Genomic DNA, 16,861 nt, shown 5'->3' with positions numbered 1-16,861 from the left:
TCAGCGGGTGATGCCGCGAGTCGACGCCTGGATCGAATCGCGGAACACGGCGACTTCAGGGAACTGCGCAGACGGCTCGGCCAGCTCTGCCAGCGCCTGCTCGACCGTCAGGCCTTGGCGGTAGACAGTCTTGTAGGCGCGGCGCAGCGCATGAATCGCGTCTTCGCTGAAACCGCGACGGCGCATGCCTTCGAAGTTCATGCTGCGCGCTTCGGCGGGGTTGCCGAATACGGTGACGAACGCCGGAACGTCCTTGCCGATCGCTGTGCCCATGCCGGAAAAGCTGTGGGCGCCGATGTGGCAGTACTGATGCACCAGGGTGAAACCGGAGAGGATCGCCCAGTCGTCAACGTGCACATGCCCGGCCAACGCAGTGTTGTTGACCAGAATGCAGTGATTGCCGATGACGCTGTCATGGCCGATGTGGGCATAGGCCATGATCAGGTTGTGATCACCCAAGGTGGTTTCCGAACGGTCCTGCACGGTGCCACGGTGAATGGTCACGCCTTCACGAATAACGTTGTGGTCGCCGATCACCAGGCGGGTTTCCTCGCCTTTGTACTTCAGATCCGGGGTGTCTTCGCCTACCGAAGAAAACTGGTAGATGCGATTGTGTTTACCAATGCGGGTCGGCCCCTTGAGGATCACATGCGGCCCGATCACGGTACCCTCGCCGATTTCCACACCTGCGCCGATGATCGACCACGGGCCGACCTCGACGCCGTCAGCCAGAACGGCGGACGGATCGATGATTGCGCGAGGGTCAATCAAACTCATACTTTCTGTTCCGCGCAGATGATTTCTGCCGAGCAGACCGGCTTGCCGTCCACCGAAGCCTGGCATTCGAACTTCCAGATCTTGCGCTTGCAGCTGATGAAAGTCGCTTCAAGGATCAACTGATCGCCCGGCTTGACTGGCTGGCGGAAGCGCAGCTTGTCGGAACCGACGAAGTAATACAGGGTGCCGTCGGCCGGTTTGACGTCGAGCATCTTGAAACCGAGGATCCCGGCAGCCTGAGCCATCGCTTCGATGATCAGCACGCCCGGCATGATTGGATGCGCAGGGAAGTGACCATTGAAGAACGGTTCATTGATGCTGACATTCTTGTAGGCGCGAATTCGCTTGCCTTCAGTGTCCAGTTCCACCACCCGGTCCACCAGCAGGAACGGGTAACGGTGAGGCAGGTATTCGCGAATCTCGTTGATGTCCATCATTTCAGGGGAAAGCCTATGTAAAGATTGGGAGCGCGACTGACGCGCACTCCTCTAGCAAATCAAGGAGGCAGTCCAGAGGCTGTGCACACTTGATATGGAAATGGTATCAGCCATCAGATGAAGCATTACCGTCAGGGGTCACTTCCCCAACGCGCTTTTCCAGCTGTTTCAACCGTCGCGCGATGTCATCGAGCTGACGGATTCGGGCCGCGCTTTTGCGCCATTCGGCCGCCGGTTGCATGGCTGTGCCGGAAGAATAGGCGCCCGGCTCGGTAATCGAGTGAGTCACCATGGTCATCCCGGTCAGGAAAACGTTGTCGCAAATATCAATGTGGCCGACCAGACCAACACCGCCGGCGAGCATGCAGTGCTTGCCGATCTTGGTGCTGCCGGAAATGCCAACGCATGCAGCCATGGCGGTGTGATCACCGACCTGGACGTTGTGCGCGATCTGAATCTGGTTGTCGAGCTTCACACCGTTGCCAATCACCGTATCGGCCAGAGCGCCGCGGTCGATGGCGGTGTTCACGCCAATCTCGACATCGTCGCCGATGGTCACGCCACCGATCTGGGCGATTTTCTGCCAGACACCTTTTTCGTTGGCGAAGCCGAAGCCCTCACCGCCGATCACTGCGCCGGACTGAATAACCACACGCTTGCCGATGCGCACATCGTGATAGAGCGTGACGCGCGGAGCCAGCCAGCCGCCTTCACCGATTTCGCTGCGGGCGCCGACTACGCAATGCGCGCCCAGCGTGACCTGAGCAGCGATGCGTGCACCGGCTTCGATCACCACGAACGGACCGATGCTGGCACTTGGATCAACCACTGCGTCCGCCGCGATCACCGCTGTCGGATGAATCCCGCCAGCCGCTTTTGGCTTTGGATCGAACAGATGCGAGATGCGTGCATAGGCCAGGTAAGGATCAGGCACCACCAAGGCATTACCGGCGAAACCTTCGGCGTCGGCTTCCTTGAGCAGCAGTGCAGCTGCCTGAGAACCGGCCAGGTATTTGCGGTATTGGGGATTTGCCAGAAAGCTCAACTGAGCTGGGCCAGCCTCTTGCAAAGTGGCTAGCCCAGTAATTTGCGTCTCGGGGTCGCCACGCAGGGTGGCGCCGAGGTGCTCGGCCAACTGGCCGAGCCTGATAGTCACGGTCATGGGTTACTTCAGCTGATTCATGCGCTCGATAACCTGGCGCGTGATGTCGTACTGAGGTTTGACATCGATGACTGCGCCACGCTCGAACACCAGGTCAAAACCACCTTTCTTGATGACTTCTTCCACGGCACTGTCCAGTTTCGGCTTCAGTTGCTTGAGCATTTCACGGTCGGCAACGGCTTTGGCTTCATTCAGTTCCTTGGACTGGAACTGGAAGTCACGAGCCTTTTGCTTGAATTCCAGCTCCAGACGCTCACGCTCGCCCTGCTGCATTTTGTCGCCACCGGCCATCAGACGGTCCTGAATGCCTTTGGCGCTGCTTTCCAGGGTTTTCAGCTTGGTCAGTTGCGGACCGAACTTCTTCTCTGCATCCACCGCGTACTTCTTCGCCGCGTCGGATTCCAGCAGAGCCATCTGATAGTTCAGCACGGCAATTTTCATGTCGGCGAACGCCGGGCCTGCCACCAGTACGGAGGCCAGGAGAACCAATTGAGTCAACTTACGCACGATGCACTCCTACAAAATCCATTGTCGTTATCTTGGGTCAGACGCTTAGAACGTCTGGCCGAGGGAGAATTGGAACACTTGAGTTTCAGCGTCATCCGGTTTCTTGATCGGCATCGCCAGGGCGAAGCTCAACGGACCCAGTGCGGTGACCCAGGTCACGCCGACACCTACGGAACTGGCCATGTTGCTCAGGCTGATGTCGTTGCACTTGGTGTTGGACGACGAACCATTCGCGTTCGTAGTGTCCTTGCACTGCGAGTCAAACACGTTACCGACATCCCAGAAGACCGAAGTACGCAGGGAACGCTGATCCTTGACGAATGGCAGCGGGAACAGAACTTCTACACCGCCCTGGATAAGGACGTTACCACCGAACGGCAACGGATCCTGGTCCGGGTCAGCGATAGTGCCAGGGTTGTTACCACGGCTCGGCGTACTACGCGGGCCGAGGGTGCTGTCCTTGAAGCCACGAACCGAGTTGAAACCACCGGCATAGTAGTTTTCATAGAACGGCAGACCATCGGTCGAACCGTAACCATCGCCATAACCGAGTTCGGAGTGCAGGCGCAGTGTGTAGTTTTCGGTGATCGGCTGGAACAGCTGACCACGGTAGTCAAGTTTGAAGAACGACAGGTCGCTGCCAGGAATGGTGGTTTCCAGGGTCAGGCTCTGGGAACGACCACGGGTCGGCAACACGCCTTTGTTCAGAGTCGACTCGGACCAACCGGCCGAGGCCTTGAAGTTCAGGTAGTTGTCGCCTTCCTTCTCGACGAAATCGAAAATCTCGTCAACGGTATAGCGACCGGTGTTGATCTTGTCCTGCTGGGCAGACAGACCGAACGTCAGACGCGAAGTCTCACTGATCGGGTAGCCGACGTTCACGCCCGCACCGAGGCTGTCTACCGCATAGCTGGAAATATCGGCATCGAGTTCATCGTAGTCGGTGGTGCGATAGAACGCGTTGTAACCCAGGCTCACGCCATCAGCGGTCCAGTAGGGGTCAACGTAGCCGAAGTTGTAGCGGCTCTGGTATTCGCTGCGGGTCAGGCCGATGCTGACGCGGTTACCGGTACCGAGGAAGTTGTTCTGGGTGATCGAGCCACCGAGGATCAGACCGGCGCTCTGGGCGAAACCGACGCTGGCGGTGATCGAACCGGAAGCCTGTTCTTCAACGGCGTAGTTCACATCAACCTGGTCGTCGACACCTGGCACGGCCGGGGTTTCAACGTTGACTTCCTTGAAGAAGCCCAGACGCTCAAGACGGGTCTTGGACTGGTCGATCAGGTAGGTCGAAGCCCAGCCACCTTCCATCTGACGCATTTCACGACGCAGCACTTCGTCCTCGGACTTGGTGTTGCCACGGAAATTGATGCGGTTTACGTAGGCACGCTTGCCCGGATCGACAGCGAAGAGGATGTCCACAGTGTGGTCATCATCATGCGGCTGAGGCACGCCGTTGACGTTGGCGAAGGTGTAGCCCTCGTTACCCAGACGACGGGTGATCAGCTCGGAGGTGGTGGTCATCAGCTTGCGCGAGAACACCTGGCCCTTCTGCACGAGCAACAGCGACTTGATCTGGTCTTCAGGGACTTTCAGGTCACCGCTGAGCTTGACGTCACGAACGGTGTACTTCTCGCCTTCGGTGACGTTGACAGTAATGTAGACGTGCTTCTTGTCCGGGGTAATCGATACCTGGGTCGAAGCGATGTCCATGTTGATATAGCCGCGGTCCAGATAGTAGGAACGCAGACGCTCCAGGTCACCGGAAAGTTTTTCGCGGGCATATTTGTCATCGTTCTTGAAGAACGACAGCCAGTTGGTGGTTTTCAGTTCGAACAGGTCGGTCAGGTCTTCCTCAGGGAAAACCGTGTTGCCTACCACGTTGATGTGCTGAATGGCGGCAACGGTACCTTCGTTGATCTTCACCTTCAGACCCACGCGGTTACGCGGCTGCGAAACCACTTCGGTGTCGACGGTTGCCGAGTAGCGACCCTGGGCGACGTACTGACGTTGCAGTTCGTTACGCACACCCTCGAGGGTGGCGCGCTGGAAGATTTCGCCTTCGGCCAGACCGGATTGCTTGAGGCCTTTCATCAGGTCTTCAGTGGAAATCGCCTTGTTGCCTTCGATTTCGATACTGGCGACCGATGGACGCTCGACCACGGTGATGACCAGAACGTTGCCTTCGCGGCCCAGCTGGATATCTTGAAAGAAACCGGTTTTGAACAACGCACGAGTGGATTCCACCAGGCGACGATCATCCGCCTGCTCGCCGACGTTCAACGGCAAGGCACCAAAGACGCTACCCGCGGAGACCCGCTGGAGGCCATTGACGCGAATATCAGAGATAGTGAAGGACTCGGCGTGAACTTCGGCGATCATCAATACGGTGAGAACCGCAGTTAGCAGCAGACGTTTCATGAAGTCCTTTCTTATTCCAACTGGCAATAAACAAACTGCCGCAAAATGCGGCAGATTCGCAATTCAGCGAAGCGTTACAGTCGACCCAGATCGTTGACCAGAGCAAGCAACATCACCCCGACCACCAAACTGATACCGATCTGTATCCCCCAACCTTGCACCCGATCCGACAAGGGGCGACCACGCACCCACTCGATCAGATAAAACAACAAATGCCCCCCATCCAGTACAGGAATGGGCAGCAAATTCAGAACGCCCAGGCTAATACTCAGATAAGCAAGGAAATTCAGGAAATCAGCGACGCCCGACTGGGCAGAAGCGCCCGCCACTTTAGCAATGGTTATCGGTCCACTCAAGTTTTTTACCGAGAGCTCGCCGAACAGCATTTTCTTCAGTGAATCCAGCGTCAGAATGCTCATGGTCCAAGTGCGACGGGCACCCTCGCCAATCGCGGCCAGCGGGCCATAACTGACCTCGCGGATCATTTCTGGCGGCCAGTCGATGGCTTTGACGCCCGCGCCCAGATAACCGCTTGGCGATTTGCTTTCACCGCGCGCCGCCAAGGTCACAGGGACGTCGATTTGAGCATTGTCGCGCTCGATGCGCAGCATGATTTTGGTATCAGGACGCGTACGAACGGTATCAACCACCTGCTGCCAGTCACTCAGCGGCTGACCATCAAGAGCCAGCAAGCGATCGCCGGTTTTCAGCCCGGCGGCCTGGGCCGGACCTTTCGGGTCCAGCTCGGCAAGCACCGGCGGCAAGGCCGGACGCCAAGGACGAATGCCCAGCGAGCGGATCGGATCCGGCTCGTCGGCACCTTTGAGCCAGTTATCCAGTGCCAGCGTGCGGGGCGACTCGGCAGTCGAACCCTGCTCGCGCACCAGCAATTGAATGGCACCGCTTTCACCGAGACGACGCACCAGTTGCAGATTGACCGCAGCCCAACCGGACGTTGGCTCGCCATCGATCGAGACGATCTCCTGACCCGCGTTCAGACCTGCCTTGGCGGCAATGCTGCCGGACTCGACTGCGCCGATGACCGGACGCACCTGCTCGCTGCCGAGCATCGCCAGCACCCAGAAAAACACCAGCGCCAGCAGGAAGTTGGCAATCGGGCCGGCAGCAACAATGGCGATACGCTGACGTACCGATTTGCGATTGAACGACTGATCGAGTTGATCGACCGGCACTTCGCCTTCGCGCTCGTCGAGCATCTTGACGTAGCCGCCCAGCGGAATCGCGGCGACCACGAACTCGGTGCCTTGCTTGTCATGCCAGCGCAGCAACGGCATGCCAAAGCCCACGGAAAAACGCAGAACCTTGACGCCACAGCGACGCGCGACCCAGAAATGGCCGAATTCGTGGAAGGTGACCAGCACACCCAGGGCGATCAGGGTGCCGGCAATCATATAGAGCGCGCTCATCTACTTTCTCCGCAATCCTGTTCAGTGTCGCGTGTCGCCGTTGTGTTGCAAAAACTATCGGCCGTGCCGACTCAACCATTGCTCGGCCAGCAATCGCGCTTTTGCGTCCGCCGTAAATACGGCATCCAGATCGTTCAGCGCCACCACCGGCTCCAGATTCAAGACTTCCTCGATGATACTCGCGATTTCCAGGTAGCGAACCCGTCCGTCGAGAAACGCTGCAACCGCCACTTCATTGGCCGCGTTAAGCATCGCCGGCGCGCTGTCGCCAGCTTCGGCCGCCTGACGGGCCAAACGCAGGCAGGGGAAACGGCTTTCATCGGGCGCTTCGAAATCCAGTCGTGCAATGGCGAACAGATCAAGTGGCGCTACGCCGGAATCGATACGCTCCGGCCAGGCCAGGGCATTGGCGATCGGGGTGCGCATGTCGGGGTTGCCCAATTGCGCCAGCACCGAGCCATCGACGTAATCCACCAGAGAATGGATCACGCTCTGCGGATGGATCACTACTTCGACCTGAGCCGGCTTGGCGTCGAACAACCAGCAGGCTTCGATCAGTTCCAGGCCCTTGTTCATCATGCTCGCTGAATCCACGGAGATCTTGCGCCCCATGGACCAGTTCGGATGTGCACACGCCTGCTCAGGCGAAACATTCGCCAGCTCGGACATCGGTGTCTGCCGGAAAGGCCCGCCAGAGGCTGTCAGCAAAATCCGCCGCACACCCACCGAGCTCAAGCCGCGGGCGAAATCCGCTGGCATGCATTGAAAAATCGCATTGTGTTCGCTGTCGATCGGCAGCAGTACCGAACCGCTTTTGCGCACGGCCTGCATGAACAGAGCGCCGGACATCACCAGCGCTTCTTTATTGGCCAGCAGAATCTTCTTGCCCGCCTCGACCGCCGCCAGTGTCGGACGCAGCCCGGCCGCACCGACGATGGCCGCCATTACTGCATCGACTTCGGGCGCGGAGGCAACCTGACACAGGCCCTCCTCGCCTACCAGGACGCGAGTCGGCAAACCGGCTGCACGCAAATCGTCCTGCAACCCGCGCGCTGCGGCCACTTCAGGCACCACGGCAAACTGCGGCACATGACGCACGCACAAGGCGAACAACTCACTGAGGCGTGTGAAACCACTCAATGCAAAAACCTGATAACGCTCAGGATGACGCGCAATCACATCCAGGGTGCTCAGACCGATCGAACCGGTCGCACCCAACACCGTAATCTGCTGGGGACGACTCACGGTGCGGCCATCCAGAGCAATACGGCGAACACCGGAATGGCTGCGGTCAGGCTGTCGATGCGATCCAGCACGCCACCATGCCCGGGCAGCAGATTACTGCTGTCCTTGATGCCGGATTGGCGCTTGAACATGCTCTCGGTGAGATCGCCGACAACGGAAATGAAGACGATCACTGCAGCGCCGATCAGGCCTTTGAGCAGCTCGGCCACGGTCCAGTCGCGCACCAGCCCGACAATCGCGGTAATCACCAGACTCAGTGCCAGACCACCGTAAACGCCTTCCCAGCTCTTGCCCGGGCTGACCTGCGGCGCGAGCTTGCGCTTGCCGAACTTGCGCCCGGAAAAGTAAGCGCCGATGTCCGCGCCCCAGACCAACACCATCACCGCCATGATCAACCAGTTACCCAGCGGGTACTGCTTGATCTGCACCAGACCCTGCCACGCAGGCAGCAGGATAAGCAGGCCGATCAGCAGCTTGGTTGCCGCTGTGGACCAGTGCGCGCTGGAGCGTGGATACGTCAGCACCAGATAAGTCGCAATCGCCCACCAGATTACCGATGCACCGAGCACCCAAGGCGCAAGCCCGGGCAGCACGTACATGACGAACAGCATCAAGGCGACCACGGCGGCAAAGCCGACGCGGAACGACTGTGCGGTGAAGCCGGCCAGACGCGCCCATTCCCACGCACCGAGACTGACTACCAGACCGATGAACAGCGCGAAGCCGGCACCTTTGAGCAGGAAAAACCCGCACAAGGCGATCGGCAGCAGGATCAGTGCAGTGATGATTCGTTGTTTAAGCATTAAACCCGGGCTCCAGCTTCGACCTGTTCGCTCGTTTTACCGAAGCGACGCTGGCGTGAAGCGAAATCGGCCAGCGCGGTGCGCATGGCGTCGTGTTTGAAGTCCGGCCAGAACAGGTCGGAGAAGTACAGCTCGGCGTAGGCCAGCTGCCACAGCAGGAAGTTGCTGATGCGATGCTCGCCACCGGTGCGGATGCACAGGTCAGGCAACGGCAGATCGCCGGTGGCCAGACAGGTCTGCAGCAGATCCGGGGTAATGTCCTCCGGGCGCAAGTGCCCGGCCTGGACTTCACGCGCCAGACGCTGCGCGGCCTGAGCGATATCCCACTGACCGCCATAGTTGGCGGCGATCTGCAGGACAAAGCGGTTGGCACCGACCGTCATGGCCTCGGCCTCGCGCATCGCCGCCTGAAGCTCAGGGTGGAAGCGCGAGCGATCGCCAATGATGCGCAGGCTGATGTTGTTGTCGTTGAGACGCTTGGCCTCACGACGCAGAGCCTTGAAGAATAGATCCATCAAGGCACTGACTTCATCGGCCGGGCGCTGCCAGTTTTCACTGGAGAAGGCGAACAGGGTCAGGACTTCGACCTTGGCCTCAGCGCACACCTCGATCACCGCCCGCACAGCATCCACGCCCGCTTTATGCCCGGCGACACCCGGCATAAAGCGTTTTTTCGCCCAGCGATTATTGCCATCCATGATGATCGCGACATGGCGCGGCACCGCGGACGGCGCAGTCTGCTTGGTCTTGTCCATTTAAAGCTCGAACCTTATACGGCCATCAGATCCGCTTCTTTTTGCTTGGTAGCCGCGTCGATATCAGCTTCAGCCTTGTCGGTGATTTTCTGAATATCGGCAGCAGCACGACGCTCTTCGTCTTCGCTGATTTCCTTGTCCTTGACCAATTTCTTCAGCTCACCCAAGGCATCACGACGGATGTTGCGCACGGCAACACGCGCGTCTTCAGCGGCACTGCGCGCCTGCTTGGTGAAGCCCTTGCGGGTTTCTTCAGTCAGGGCAGGCATGGAGATCAGCAACAATTCGCCCAGATTGGTCGGATTGAGGTTCAGGCCAGCGCTCTGGATTGCCTTGTCGACGGCAGCGAGCATGTTGCGCTCGAAGGCCACGACCTGCAGGGTGCGCGAGTCCTTTACGGTGACGTTGGCAACGCCGCTCAGCGGAGTGTCAGTGCCGTAGTAAGGCACCATGACGCTACCCAGAATGCTCGGGTGAGCCTTGCCGGTACGAATCTGGCCGAACGCGTGGTTCAGAGATTCCAGGGATTTCTGCATACGCGCTTGGGCGTCTTTCTTGATTTCGTTGATCATTGTTGGCCTTCCTCGATCAAAGTCCCTTCAGCGCCGCCGTGCACGATGTTCAGCAGGGCGCCGGGCTTGTTCATGTTGAATACGCGCAGCGGCATCTTGTGATCGCGGCACAGGCAGATGGCAGTCAGATCCATTACGCCCAGCTTGCGATCCAGTACTTCATCATAAGTCAGATGATCGAACTTCTCGGCATGCGGGTCTTTGAACGGGTCTGCGGTGTACACGCCATCAACCTTGGTGGCCTTGAGCACAACGTCGGCGTCGATTTCGATTGCACGCAGGCAGGCTGCCGAATCCGTGGTGAAGAACGGATTGCCGGTACCGGCCGCGAAGATCACGACGTCTTTGGAGTTCAGGTGGCGCATGGCTTTGCGGCGATCGTAATGATCGGTCACACCGACCATGGAAATGGCCGACATGACGATGGCCGAGATATTGGCACGTTCCAGCGCATCGCGCATGGCCAAGGCGTTCATCACAGTGGCCAGCATGCCCATGTGGTCGCCCGTGACCCGATCCATACCGGCTTTGCTCAGGGCTTCGCCACGGAACAGGTTGCCACCGCCGATGACCAGACCGACCTGCACGCCGATGCCGACCAGTTGGCCGACTTCCAGCGCCATGCGATCCAGCACCTTCGGATCGATCCCGAACTCTTCCGAGCCCATCAGGGCCTCGCCGCTAAGCTTGAGTAGAATGCGTTTATAGCGAGCCTGATAACCACTGCCCTGCTGAGCCATTGCGAATCTCTCCTGCGGCGTATTTAAAATTCTTTGCGAGCTGTTTACAGCTGGCGTTCACTCTAGCTTGGCGCTGCTGCAGCGCCATCGGAACATGGCTTTGTAAGTCAGTTCCGGGTGGAAACCAAATAAAAAATTGGTACCCCATCTGAAAAGAGGCTGCGCGCGTTAGCGGGCAGCCTCTTTCGGGCGACAGTTGAAAAACCGTCTTATTGCTTGGCGGCAGCCAGCTGGGCAGCAACTTCTTCAGCGAAGTTGTCGACCGGCTTCTCGATGCCTTCGCCTACTTTGAAGTAAGTGAAGGAAACGATTTCAGCGCCGGCTTTCTTGGCCAGCTCGCCAACCTTGACTTCAGGGTTCTTGACGAACGCCTGCTCGACCAGGCTCGCTTCTGCCAGGAACTTGCTGATACGGCCTTTGACCATGTTCTCAACAATGTTTTCTGGCTTGCCTTTGATCTTTTCTTCGTTCAGCTGCAGGAACACAGCTTTCTCACGCTCGATCGCTTCGTCGGAGACTTGCGAAGGCAGCAGGAACTCAGGGTTGCTTGCAGCAACGTGCATAGCGATGTCTTTGGCCAGCTCGACGTCACCGCCTTTCAGGACAACAGCAACACCGATCTTGTTACCGTGCAGGTAGGTGCCGACAACGTCACCTTCTACGCGTACCAGACGACGGATGTTGACGTTCTCGCCGACTTTGGCAACCAGCGCTTCACGAGCCGTTTCCTGAGCGGCGATCAGCGGAGCTGCGTCGGTCAGTTTTTCGTCGAAAGCTTTTTCTACGCTGGCAGCAACGAAGTTCTTGAAATCGTCTTGCAGGGCCAGGAAGTCGGTCTGCGAGTTGACTTCCAGCAGCACGGCTGCCTTGTCATTCGATTTGATGGCGATTGCGCCTTCAGCGGCAACGTTGCCAGCTTTTTTCGCAGCCTTGATGGCGCCCGAAGCACGCATGTCATCAATGGCTTTTTCGATGTCGCCGTCAGCCTTTTCCAGGGCTTTCTTGCAATCCATCATGCCTTCGCCGGTACGCTCGCGCAGTTCTTTGACCAACGCTGCAGTAATTGCTGCCATTTTCAAATTCCTCTTGGATAGGTTTTCAACCATTCCACCCGATCGAACGGGCGTTCAATTCTTCCCGAACCACCCATGTTGGCTGCCGCACATGACAAATACAGACGTGGGCGCCGACAAATGGTTTTCGAGGTGGCAAAAAGGGGGCCAAGCCCCCTTTTTGCTTACTGAGTCAACGCCAGGGGCGTCGATTACTCAGCTGCAGCCTGAGTTTCTTCAGCTGCGAATTCAACAGTACCGCCAGCAACGTTGTTGCGACCGCGGATAACTGCGTCAGCCATCGAACCCATGTACAGCTGGATAGCGCGGATGGCGTCATCGTTGCCTGGGATGATGTAGTCAACGCCTTCCGGGCTGCTGTTGGTATCGACAACACCGATGACCGGGATGCCCAGCTTGTTGGCTTCGGTGATCGCGATGCGCTCGTGGTCAACGTCGATCACGAACAGTGCGTCTGGCAGACCGCCCATGTCCTTGATGCCGCCCAGCGAACGATCCAGCTTCTCAAGATCACGGGAGCGCATCAGCGCTTCTTTCTTGGTCAGCTTGGCGAAAGTACCGTCTTCGGCTTGAACTTCAAGGTCACGCAGACGCTTGATGGAAGCACGAATGGTCTTGAAGTTGGTCAGCATGCCGCCCAACCAGCGGTGATCGACGTACGGCGAACCGCAACGTGCTGCTTCTTCAGCAACGATCTTGCCAGCGGAACGCTTGGTGCCGACGAACAGAATCTTGTTTTTGCCCTGGGCCAGACGCTCTACGAAAGTCAGAGCTTCGTTGAACATTGGCAGGGTTTTTTCAAGGTTGATGATGTGAATCTTGTTACGCGCGCCGAAAATGTACTTACCCATTTTCGGATTCCAGTAACGGGTTTGGTGACCGAAGTGCACACCGGCCTTCAGCATATCGCGCATGTTGACTTGGGACATGATAGTTCCTTGATAAGTCGGGTTTGGCCTCCACGTATCCCAATGACCAACCAGAGGCATAAAGCCCAAGGCACCCAGGTCATCGTGTCGACACGTGTGTGGATTTAAGCTTTTCGGGGCATCCCCGGAAAGCGGCGCATTTTATACCACAGGGTGCGCAGAAACGGAACCCGGAATCTGTATTCGCACCAGTGACATGGGCGCAGCCCCCTTGGAATCGGCTCGATGGGCTCCATTGTATAGACACAAGCCAGACATGCAGGCGCGGATTTGCGCCTCCCGTCTGGTAGAATCGCGTTTTTCAGGGTCGCAAAATGTACGCTTGCCACCCAATTCGTATCCGTAAGCGCCGCCGAGCGCAGAGAGAGCCTGTATGACCGTCAACCTCAAAACCCCCGAGGACATCGCTGGCATGCGTGTCGCCGGCAAACTGGCCGCCGATGTGCTGGAAATGATTGCCGAACATGTCAAACCGGGCGTGACCACTGATCAGCTCAACCAGATCTGCCATGACTACATCGTCAATGTGCAGCAGGCCATCCCTGCCCCGCTCAACTACAAGGGCTACCCGAAGTCGATCTGCACCTCGATCAACCATGTGGTCTGTCACGGCATTCCGAATGACAAGCCGCTCAAAAACGGCGACACCCTGAACATCGACGTCACAGTGATCAAGGACGGCTACCACGGCGACACCAGCCGTATGTTCCACGTCGGCGAAGTACCGGTCTGGGCCGAGCGCCTGTCGCAGGTCACCCAGGAATGCATGTACAAGGCCATCGAGATCGTCAAACCCGGCTGCCGCCTCGGCGACATCGGTGAAGTGATCCAGAAGCACGCGGAAAAGAACGGTTTCTCAGTGGTGCGCGAGTTCTGCGGCCACGGCATCGGCAAGGTCTTCCACGAAGAACCGCAGATCCTGCACTACGGTCGCGCCGGCACTGGCATGGAACTGAAGGCCGGCATGACCTTCACCATCGAGCCGATGATCAACCAGGGCAAGGCCGACACCAAGGTACTGGGCGACGGCTGGACTGCGATCACCAAGGACCGCAAGCTCTCGGCACAGTGGGAACACACCCTGCTGGTCACCGACACCGGCTACGAGATTTTCACTTTGCGCAGCGATGACACCATCCCGCGCATCTCGGCCTGACACCCAGAACGCTCCCAGCCTATAGAAGGAAAGCCAATCGATGCCGCAGGTGGATCCCGAACTCTTCGACCGCGGCCAGTTCCAGGCTGAACTGGCCCTCAAAGCGAGTCCCATCGCGGCGTTCAAGAAGGCGATCCGCCAGGCTCGCGAGGTCCTTGACACGCGTTTTCGCAATGGCCGCGACATCCGCCGGCTGATCGAAGACCGCGCCTGGTTTGTCGACAACATCCTGCAAAAGGCCTGGGAGCAGTTCAACTGGAGCGAAGACGCCGACATCGCCCTGGTGGCGGTAGGCGGCTACGGTCGCGGCGAGCTGCATCCCTATTCCGACATTGATCTGCTGATCCTGCTCGACAGCGCTGACCACGAAGTTTTCCGCGACTCCATCGAGCGTTTTCTGACGCTGTTGTGGGACATCGGTCTGGAAGTCGGCCAGAGCGTGCGCTCGGTCGATGAGTGTGCCGAAGAGGCCCGCGCCGACCTGACGGTGGTCACCAACCTGATGGAAAGCCGGACTATCTGCGGCCCCGAGCGTCTGCGCCAGCGCATGCTCGACGTCACCAGCACCGCGCACATGTGGCCGGCCAAGGAGTTCTTCCTGGCCAAGCGAGCCGAGCAGAAGGCTCGTCATCACAAATACAACGACACCGAATACAACCTCGAACCCAACGTCAAAGGCTCGCCCGGCGGTCTGCGTGACATTCAGACGATCCTCTGGGTGGCCCGCCGTCAGTACGGCACCCTGAACCTGCGCGCCCTCGCCGGAGAAGGCTTTCTGGTCGAAAGCGAAAACGCCCTGCTCGCCTCGTCCCAGGAATTTCTGTGGAAAGTGCGCTATGCCTTGCACATGCTCGCCGGCCGCTCCGAAGACCGCTTGCTGTTCGATCATCAACGCACCATTGCCGGCCTGCTCGGCTTTGAAGGAGACGACGCCAAACAGGCGGTCGAAAACTTCATGCAGCAGTACTTCCGCACCGTGATGAGCATCGCCCAACTGAGCGATCTGATCATCCAGCACTTCGAGGAAGTCATCCTCGCCCCGGAAGACGAAGCGCCGCCGCAACCGATCAACTCGCGCTTCCAGTTGCATGACGGTTACATCGAGGCGCGCAATGACAATGTGTTCCGCCGCACGCCGTTCGCCATGCTGGAAATTTTCGTGCTGATGGCCCAGCAGCCGGAAATCAAAGGCGTGCGCGCCGACACCATTCGTCTGCTGCGCGAACATCGTCATCTGATCGATGACAACTTCCGTAACGATATCCGCAACACCAGCCTGTTCATCGAGCTGTTCAAGTGCAAGATCGGCATCCATCGCAATCTGCGGCGAATGAACCGTTACGGCATTCTCGGCCGTTATCTGCCAGAGTTCGGCTTTATCGTCGGGCAGATGCAGCACGACCTGTTCCACATCTATACGGTCGATGCGCACACGCTGAATCTGATCAAGCACCTGCGCAAACTGCAGTACACCCAGGTCTCGGAGAAATTTCCGCTGGCCGCCAAGCTCATGGCCAAGCTGCCCAAACCTGAGCTGATCTACATGGCCGGCCTGTACCACGACATTGGCAAGGGCCGGCATGGCGATCACTCGGAGATTGGCGCGGTCGATGCCGAGGCGTTCTGCCAGCGCCATCAGTTGCCGGTGTGGGACAGCCGCCTGATCGTCTGGCTGGTGCAGAACCACCTGGTGATGTCCACCACTGCGCAGCGCAAGGATCTGTCCGACCCGCAGGTGATCCACGATTTCGCCCAGGCGGTCGGCGACGAAACACGCCTCGACTATCTCTATGTGCTGACCGTGGCCGACATCAACGCGACCAATCCGACGCTGTGGAATTCATGGCGCGCCAGCCTGTTGCGCCAGCTCTACACCGAGACCAAACGAGCCCTGCGCCGGGGCCTGGAAAACCCGGTGGATCGCGAAGAGCAGATCCGCCAGACGCAGAGCGCCGCGCTGGACATTCTGGTGCGCGGCGGCACCGACCCGGACGACGTCGAGCAGCTGTGGGCGCAATTGGGCGATGACTATTTCCTGCGCCACACCGCCGGCGACGTCGCCTGGCACAGCGATGCGATCCTGCAGCAACCGGTGGATGGCGGGCCGCTGGTGCTGATCAAGGAAACCACCCAGCGCGAGTTCGAGGGCGGCACGCAGATCTTCATTTATGCACCGGACCAGCACGACTTCTTCGCCGTGACCGTGGCGGCGATGGACCAGCTCAACCTGAACATTCACGACGCCCGGGTCATCACCTCAAGCAGCCAGTTCACCCTCGACACCTACATCGTGCTCGACAACGAAGGCGAATCGATCGGCGACAACCCGGCGCGGATCAAGCAGATCCGCGAAGGCCTGACCGAAGCGCTGCGCAACCCGGATGACTACCCGACGATCATCCAGCGCCGGGTGCCGCGTCAGCTCAAGCATTTCGCCTTTGCGCCGCAGGTCACCATTCACAACGACGCCCAGCGTCCGGTGACCGTGCTGGAACTGACGGCGCCTGACCGGCCGGGCCTGCTCGCGCGGGTCGGGGGGATTTTCCTCGAGTTCGACCTGTCGCTGCAGAACGCCAAGATTGCGACCCTGGGCGAGCGCGTGGAAGACGTGTTCTTCATCACCGACGCGCACAACCAGCCGCTGTCCGATCCGCTGCTGTGCAGCCGTCTGCAAGATGCGATCGTCGAACAACTGAGCGTCAATCAGGAACCGGATATCAAACTTTCGCGGATCAGTATCTGAATCACCCGTTTATCCCTGTGAATGCAGCCCATGCTTTCCTCCGGTACATACAATCCCCTGTGGCGAGGGGATTTATCCCCGTTCGGCTGCGAAGCAGTCGTAAAACCTGTGTAT

Annotated in this window: 15 protein-coding genes; 2 read left to right on the top strand and 13 right to left on the bottom strand. The window is 58.7% G+C overall.

What is annotated here, in order from left to right; all coding sequences use genetic code 11:
- From lpxA to rpsB, 13 genes are all read right to left on the bottom strand, one after another.
- A complete protein-coding gene (gene lpxA, locus AB4N41_RS14285; protein ID WP_016771468.1) occupies positions 1-777 on the bottom strand; it encodes an acyl-ACP--UDP-N-acetylglucosamine O-acyltransferase in 777 nt (258 codons plus the stop codon).
- Positions 774-1,214 carry a 3-hydroxyacyl-ACP dehydratase FabZ gene (gene fabZ / locus AB4N41_RS14280; protein WP_016771469.1) on the bottom strand — a complete coding sequence of 147 codons (441 nt, stop codon included), beginning with the start codon at positions 1,212-1,214 and terminating at the stop codon, positions 774-776. Before fabZ ends, lpxA begins: the two co-directional genes overlap by 4 nt.
- 106 nt (positions 1,215-1,320) lie before the next feature.
- Complete coding sequence (gene lpxD / locus AB4N41_RS14275; protein ID WP_056783213.1) at positions 1,321-2,376, bottom strand: UDP-3-O-(3-hydroxymyristoyl)glucosamine N-acyltransferase; 1,056 nt, start codon at positions 2,374-2,376, stop codon at positions 1,321-1,323.
- 3 nt (positions 2,377-2,379) lie between these two features.
- Entirely contained in the window at positions 2,380-2,883 is a 504-nt protein-coding gene (locus AB4N41_RS14270; RefSeq protein ID WP_003222140.1) for an OmpH/Skp family outer membrane protein, read from the bottom strand.
- A gap of 45 nt (positions 2,884-2,928) precedes the next feature.
- A complete protein-coding gene (gene bamA, locus AB4N41_RS14265) occupies positions 2,929-5,304 on the bottom strand; it encodes an outer membrane protein assembly factor BamA (protein WP_041478127.1) in 2,376 nt (791 codons plus the stop codon).
- 74 nt (positions 5,305-5,378) lie between these two features.
- Positions 5,379-6,731 (bottom strand): sigma E protease regulator RseP, encoded by a 1,353-nt coding sequence (gene rseP / locus AB4N41_RS14260; RefSeq protein ID WP_056783211.1) that lies wholly within the window; start codon positions 6,729-6,731, stop codon positions 5,379-5,381.
- Positions 6,732-6,785: 54 nt separating this feature from the next.
- Positions 6,786-7,976 (bottom strand): 1-deoxy-D-xylulose-5-phosphate reductoisomerase, encoded by a 1,191-nt coding sequence (ispC, locus tag AB4N41_RS14255; RefSeq protein WP_252877523.1) that lies wholly within the window; start codon positions 7,974-7,976, stop codon positions 6,786-6,788.
- Positions 7,973-8,779, bottom strand: a complete 807-nt coding sequence (locus tag AB4N41_RS14250; RefSeq protein ID WP_016771474.1) for a phosphatidate cytidylyltransferase — start codon at positions 8,777-8,779, stop codon at positions 7,973-7,975. The genes ispC and AB4N41_RS14250 overlap by 4 nt, the downstream gene beginning before the upstream one ends.
- A complete protein-coding gene (gene uppS, locus AB4N41_RS14245) occupies positions 8,779-9,534 on the bottom strand; it encodes a polyprenyl diphosphate synthase (protein ID WP_016771475.1) in 756 nt (251 codons plus the stop codon). The genes AB4N41_RS14250 and uppS overlap by 1 nt, the downstream gene beginning before the upstream one ends.
- A 14-nt stretch (positions 9,535-9,548) precedes the next feature.
- Entirely contained in the window at positions 9,549-10,106 is a 558-nt protein-coding gene (gene frr, locus AB4N41_RS14240; protein WP_252877522.1) for a ribosome recycling factor, read from the bottom strand.
- Positions 10,103-10,846: a UMP kinase gene (gene pyrH, locus AB4N41_RS14235; protein WP_003222124.1), complete on the bottom strand. Its 744-nt coding sequence runs from the start codon at positions 10,844-10,846 to the stop codon at positions 10,103-10,105. The genes frr and pyrH overlap by 4 nt, the downstream gene beginning before the upstream one ends.
- Positions 10,847-11,055: 209 nt before the next feature.
- The gene (gene tsf, locus AB4N41_RS14230) at positions 11,056-11,919 is read right to left on the bottom strand and encodes a translation elongation factor Ts (protein WP_095180487.1); all 864 of its coding nucleotides are present in this window, start codon (positions 11,917-11,919) and stop codon (positions 11,056-11,058) included.
- Between the two features lie 191 nt (positions 11,920-12,110).
- Positions 12,111-12,848 carry a 30S ribosomal protein S2 gene (rpsB, locus tag AB4N41_RS14225; protein WP_003222119.1) on the bottom strand — a complete coding sequence of 246 codons (738 nt, stop codon included), beginning with the start codon at positions 12,846-12,848 and terminating at the stop codon, positions 12,111-12,113.
- A gap of 373 nt (positions 12,849-13,221) precedes the next feature.
- Between rpsB and map the strand changes: the two genes are divergently transcribed.
- The gene (gene map, locus AB4N41_RS14220; RefSeq protein ID WP_024011828.1) at positions 13,222-14,004 is read left to right on the top strand and encodes a type I methionyl aminopeptidase; all 783 of its coding nucleotides are present in this window, start codon (positions 13,222-13,224) and stop codon (positions 14,002-14,004) included.
- Positions 14,005-14,044: 40 nt separating this feature from the next.
- On the top strand, positions 14,045-16,747 hold the full coding sequence (locus AB4N41_RS14215) for a [protein-PII] uridylyltransferase (RefSeq protein WP_016771478.1): 2,703 nt from the start codon (positions 14,045-14,047) through the stop codon (positions 16,745-16,747).
- Positions 16,748-16,861: the final 114 nt, after the last annotated feature.

Source organism: Pseudomonas sp. S2_A10 (assembly GCF_054668465.1).
This window is presented reverse-complemented; position numbering and strand designations above follow the sequence as displayed.

Excerpts from the sequence above, each read along its gene's own strand:
- lpxA (WP_016771468.1), bottom strand. The coding sequence starts at position 777 with ATGAGTTTGATTGACCCTCGCGCAATCATCGATCCGTCCGCCGTTCTG.
- fabZ (WP_016771469.1), bottom strand. The coding sequence starts at position 1,214 with ATGATGGACATCAACGAGATTCGCGAATACCTGCCTCACCGTTACCCG.
- lpxD (WP_056783213.1), bottom strand. The coding sequence starts at position 2,376 with ATGACCGTGACTATCAGGCTCGGCCAGTTGGCCGAGCACCTCGGCGCC.
- bamA (WP_041478127.1), bottom strand. The coding sequence starts at position 5,304 with ATGAAACGTCTGCTGCTAACTGCGGTTCTCACCGTATTGATGATCGCC.
- rseP (WP_056783211.1), bottom strand. The coding sequence starts at position 6,731 with ATGAGCGCGCTCTATATGATTGCCGGCACCCTGATCGCCCTGGGTGTG.
- AB4N41_RS14250 (WP_016771474.1), bottom strand. The coding sequence starts at position 8,779 with ATGCTTAAACAACGAATCATCACTGCACTGATCCTGCTGCCGATCGCC.
- uppS (WP_016771475.1), bottom strand. The coding sequence starts at position 9,534 with ATGGACAAGACCAAGCAGACTGCGCCGTCCGCGGTGCCGCGCCATGTC.
- frr (WP_252877522.1), bottom strand. The coding sequence starts at position 10,106 with ATGATCAACGAAATCAAGAAAGACGCCCAAGCGCGTATGCAGAAATCC.
- pyrH (WP_003222124.1), bottom strand. The coding sequence starts at position 10,846 with ATGGCTCAGCAGGGCAGTGGTTATCAGGCTCGCTATAAACGCATTCTA.
- tsf (WP_095180487.1), bottom strand. The coding sequence starts at position 11,919 with ATGGCAGCAATTACTGCAGCGTTGGTCAAAGAACTGCGCGAGCGTACC.
- rpsB (WP_003222119.1), bottom strand. The coding sequence starts at position 12,848 with ATGTCCCAAGTCAACATGCGCGATATGCTGAAGGCCGGTGTGCACTTC.
- map (WP_024011828.1), top strand. The coding sequence starts at position 13,222 with ATGACCGTCAACCTCAAAACCCCCGAGGACATCGCTGGCATGCGTGTC.
- AB4N41_RS14215 (WP_016771478.1), top strand. The coding sequence starts at position 14,045 with ATGCCGCAGGTGGATCCCGAACTCTTCGACCGCGGCCAGTTCCAGGCT.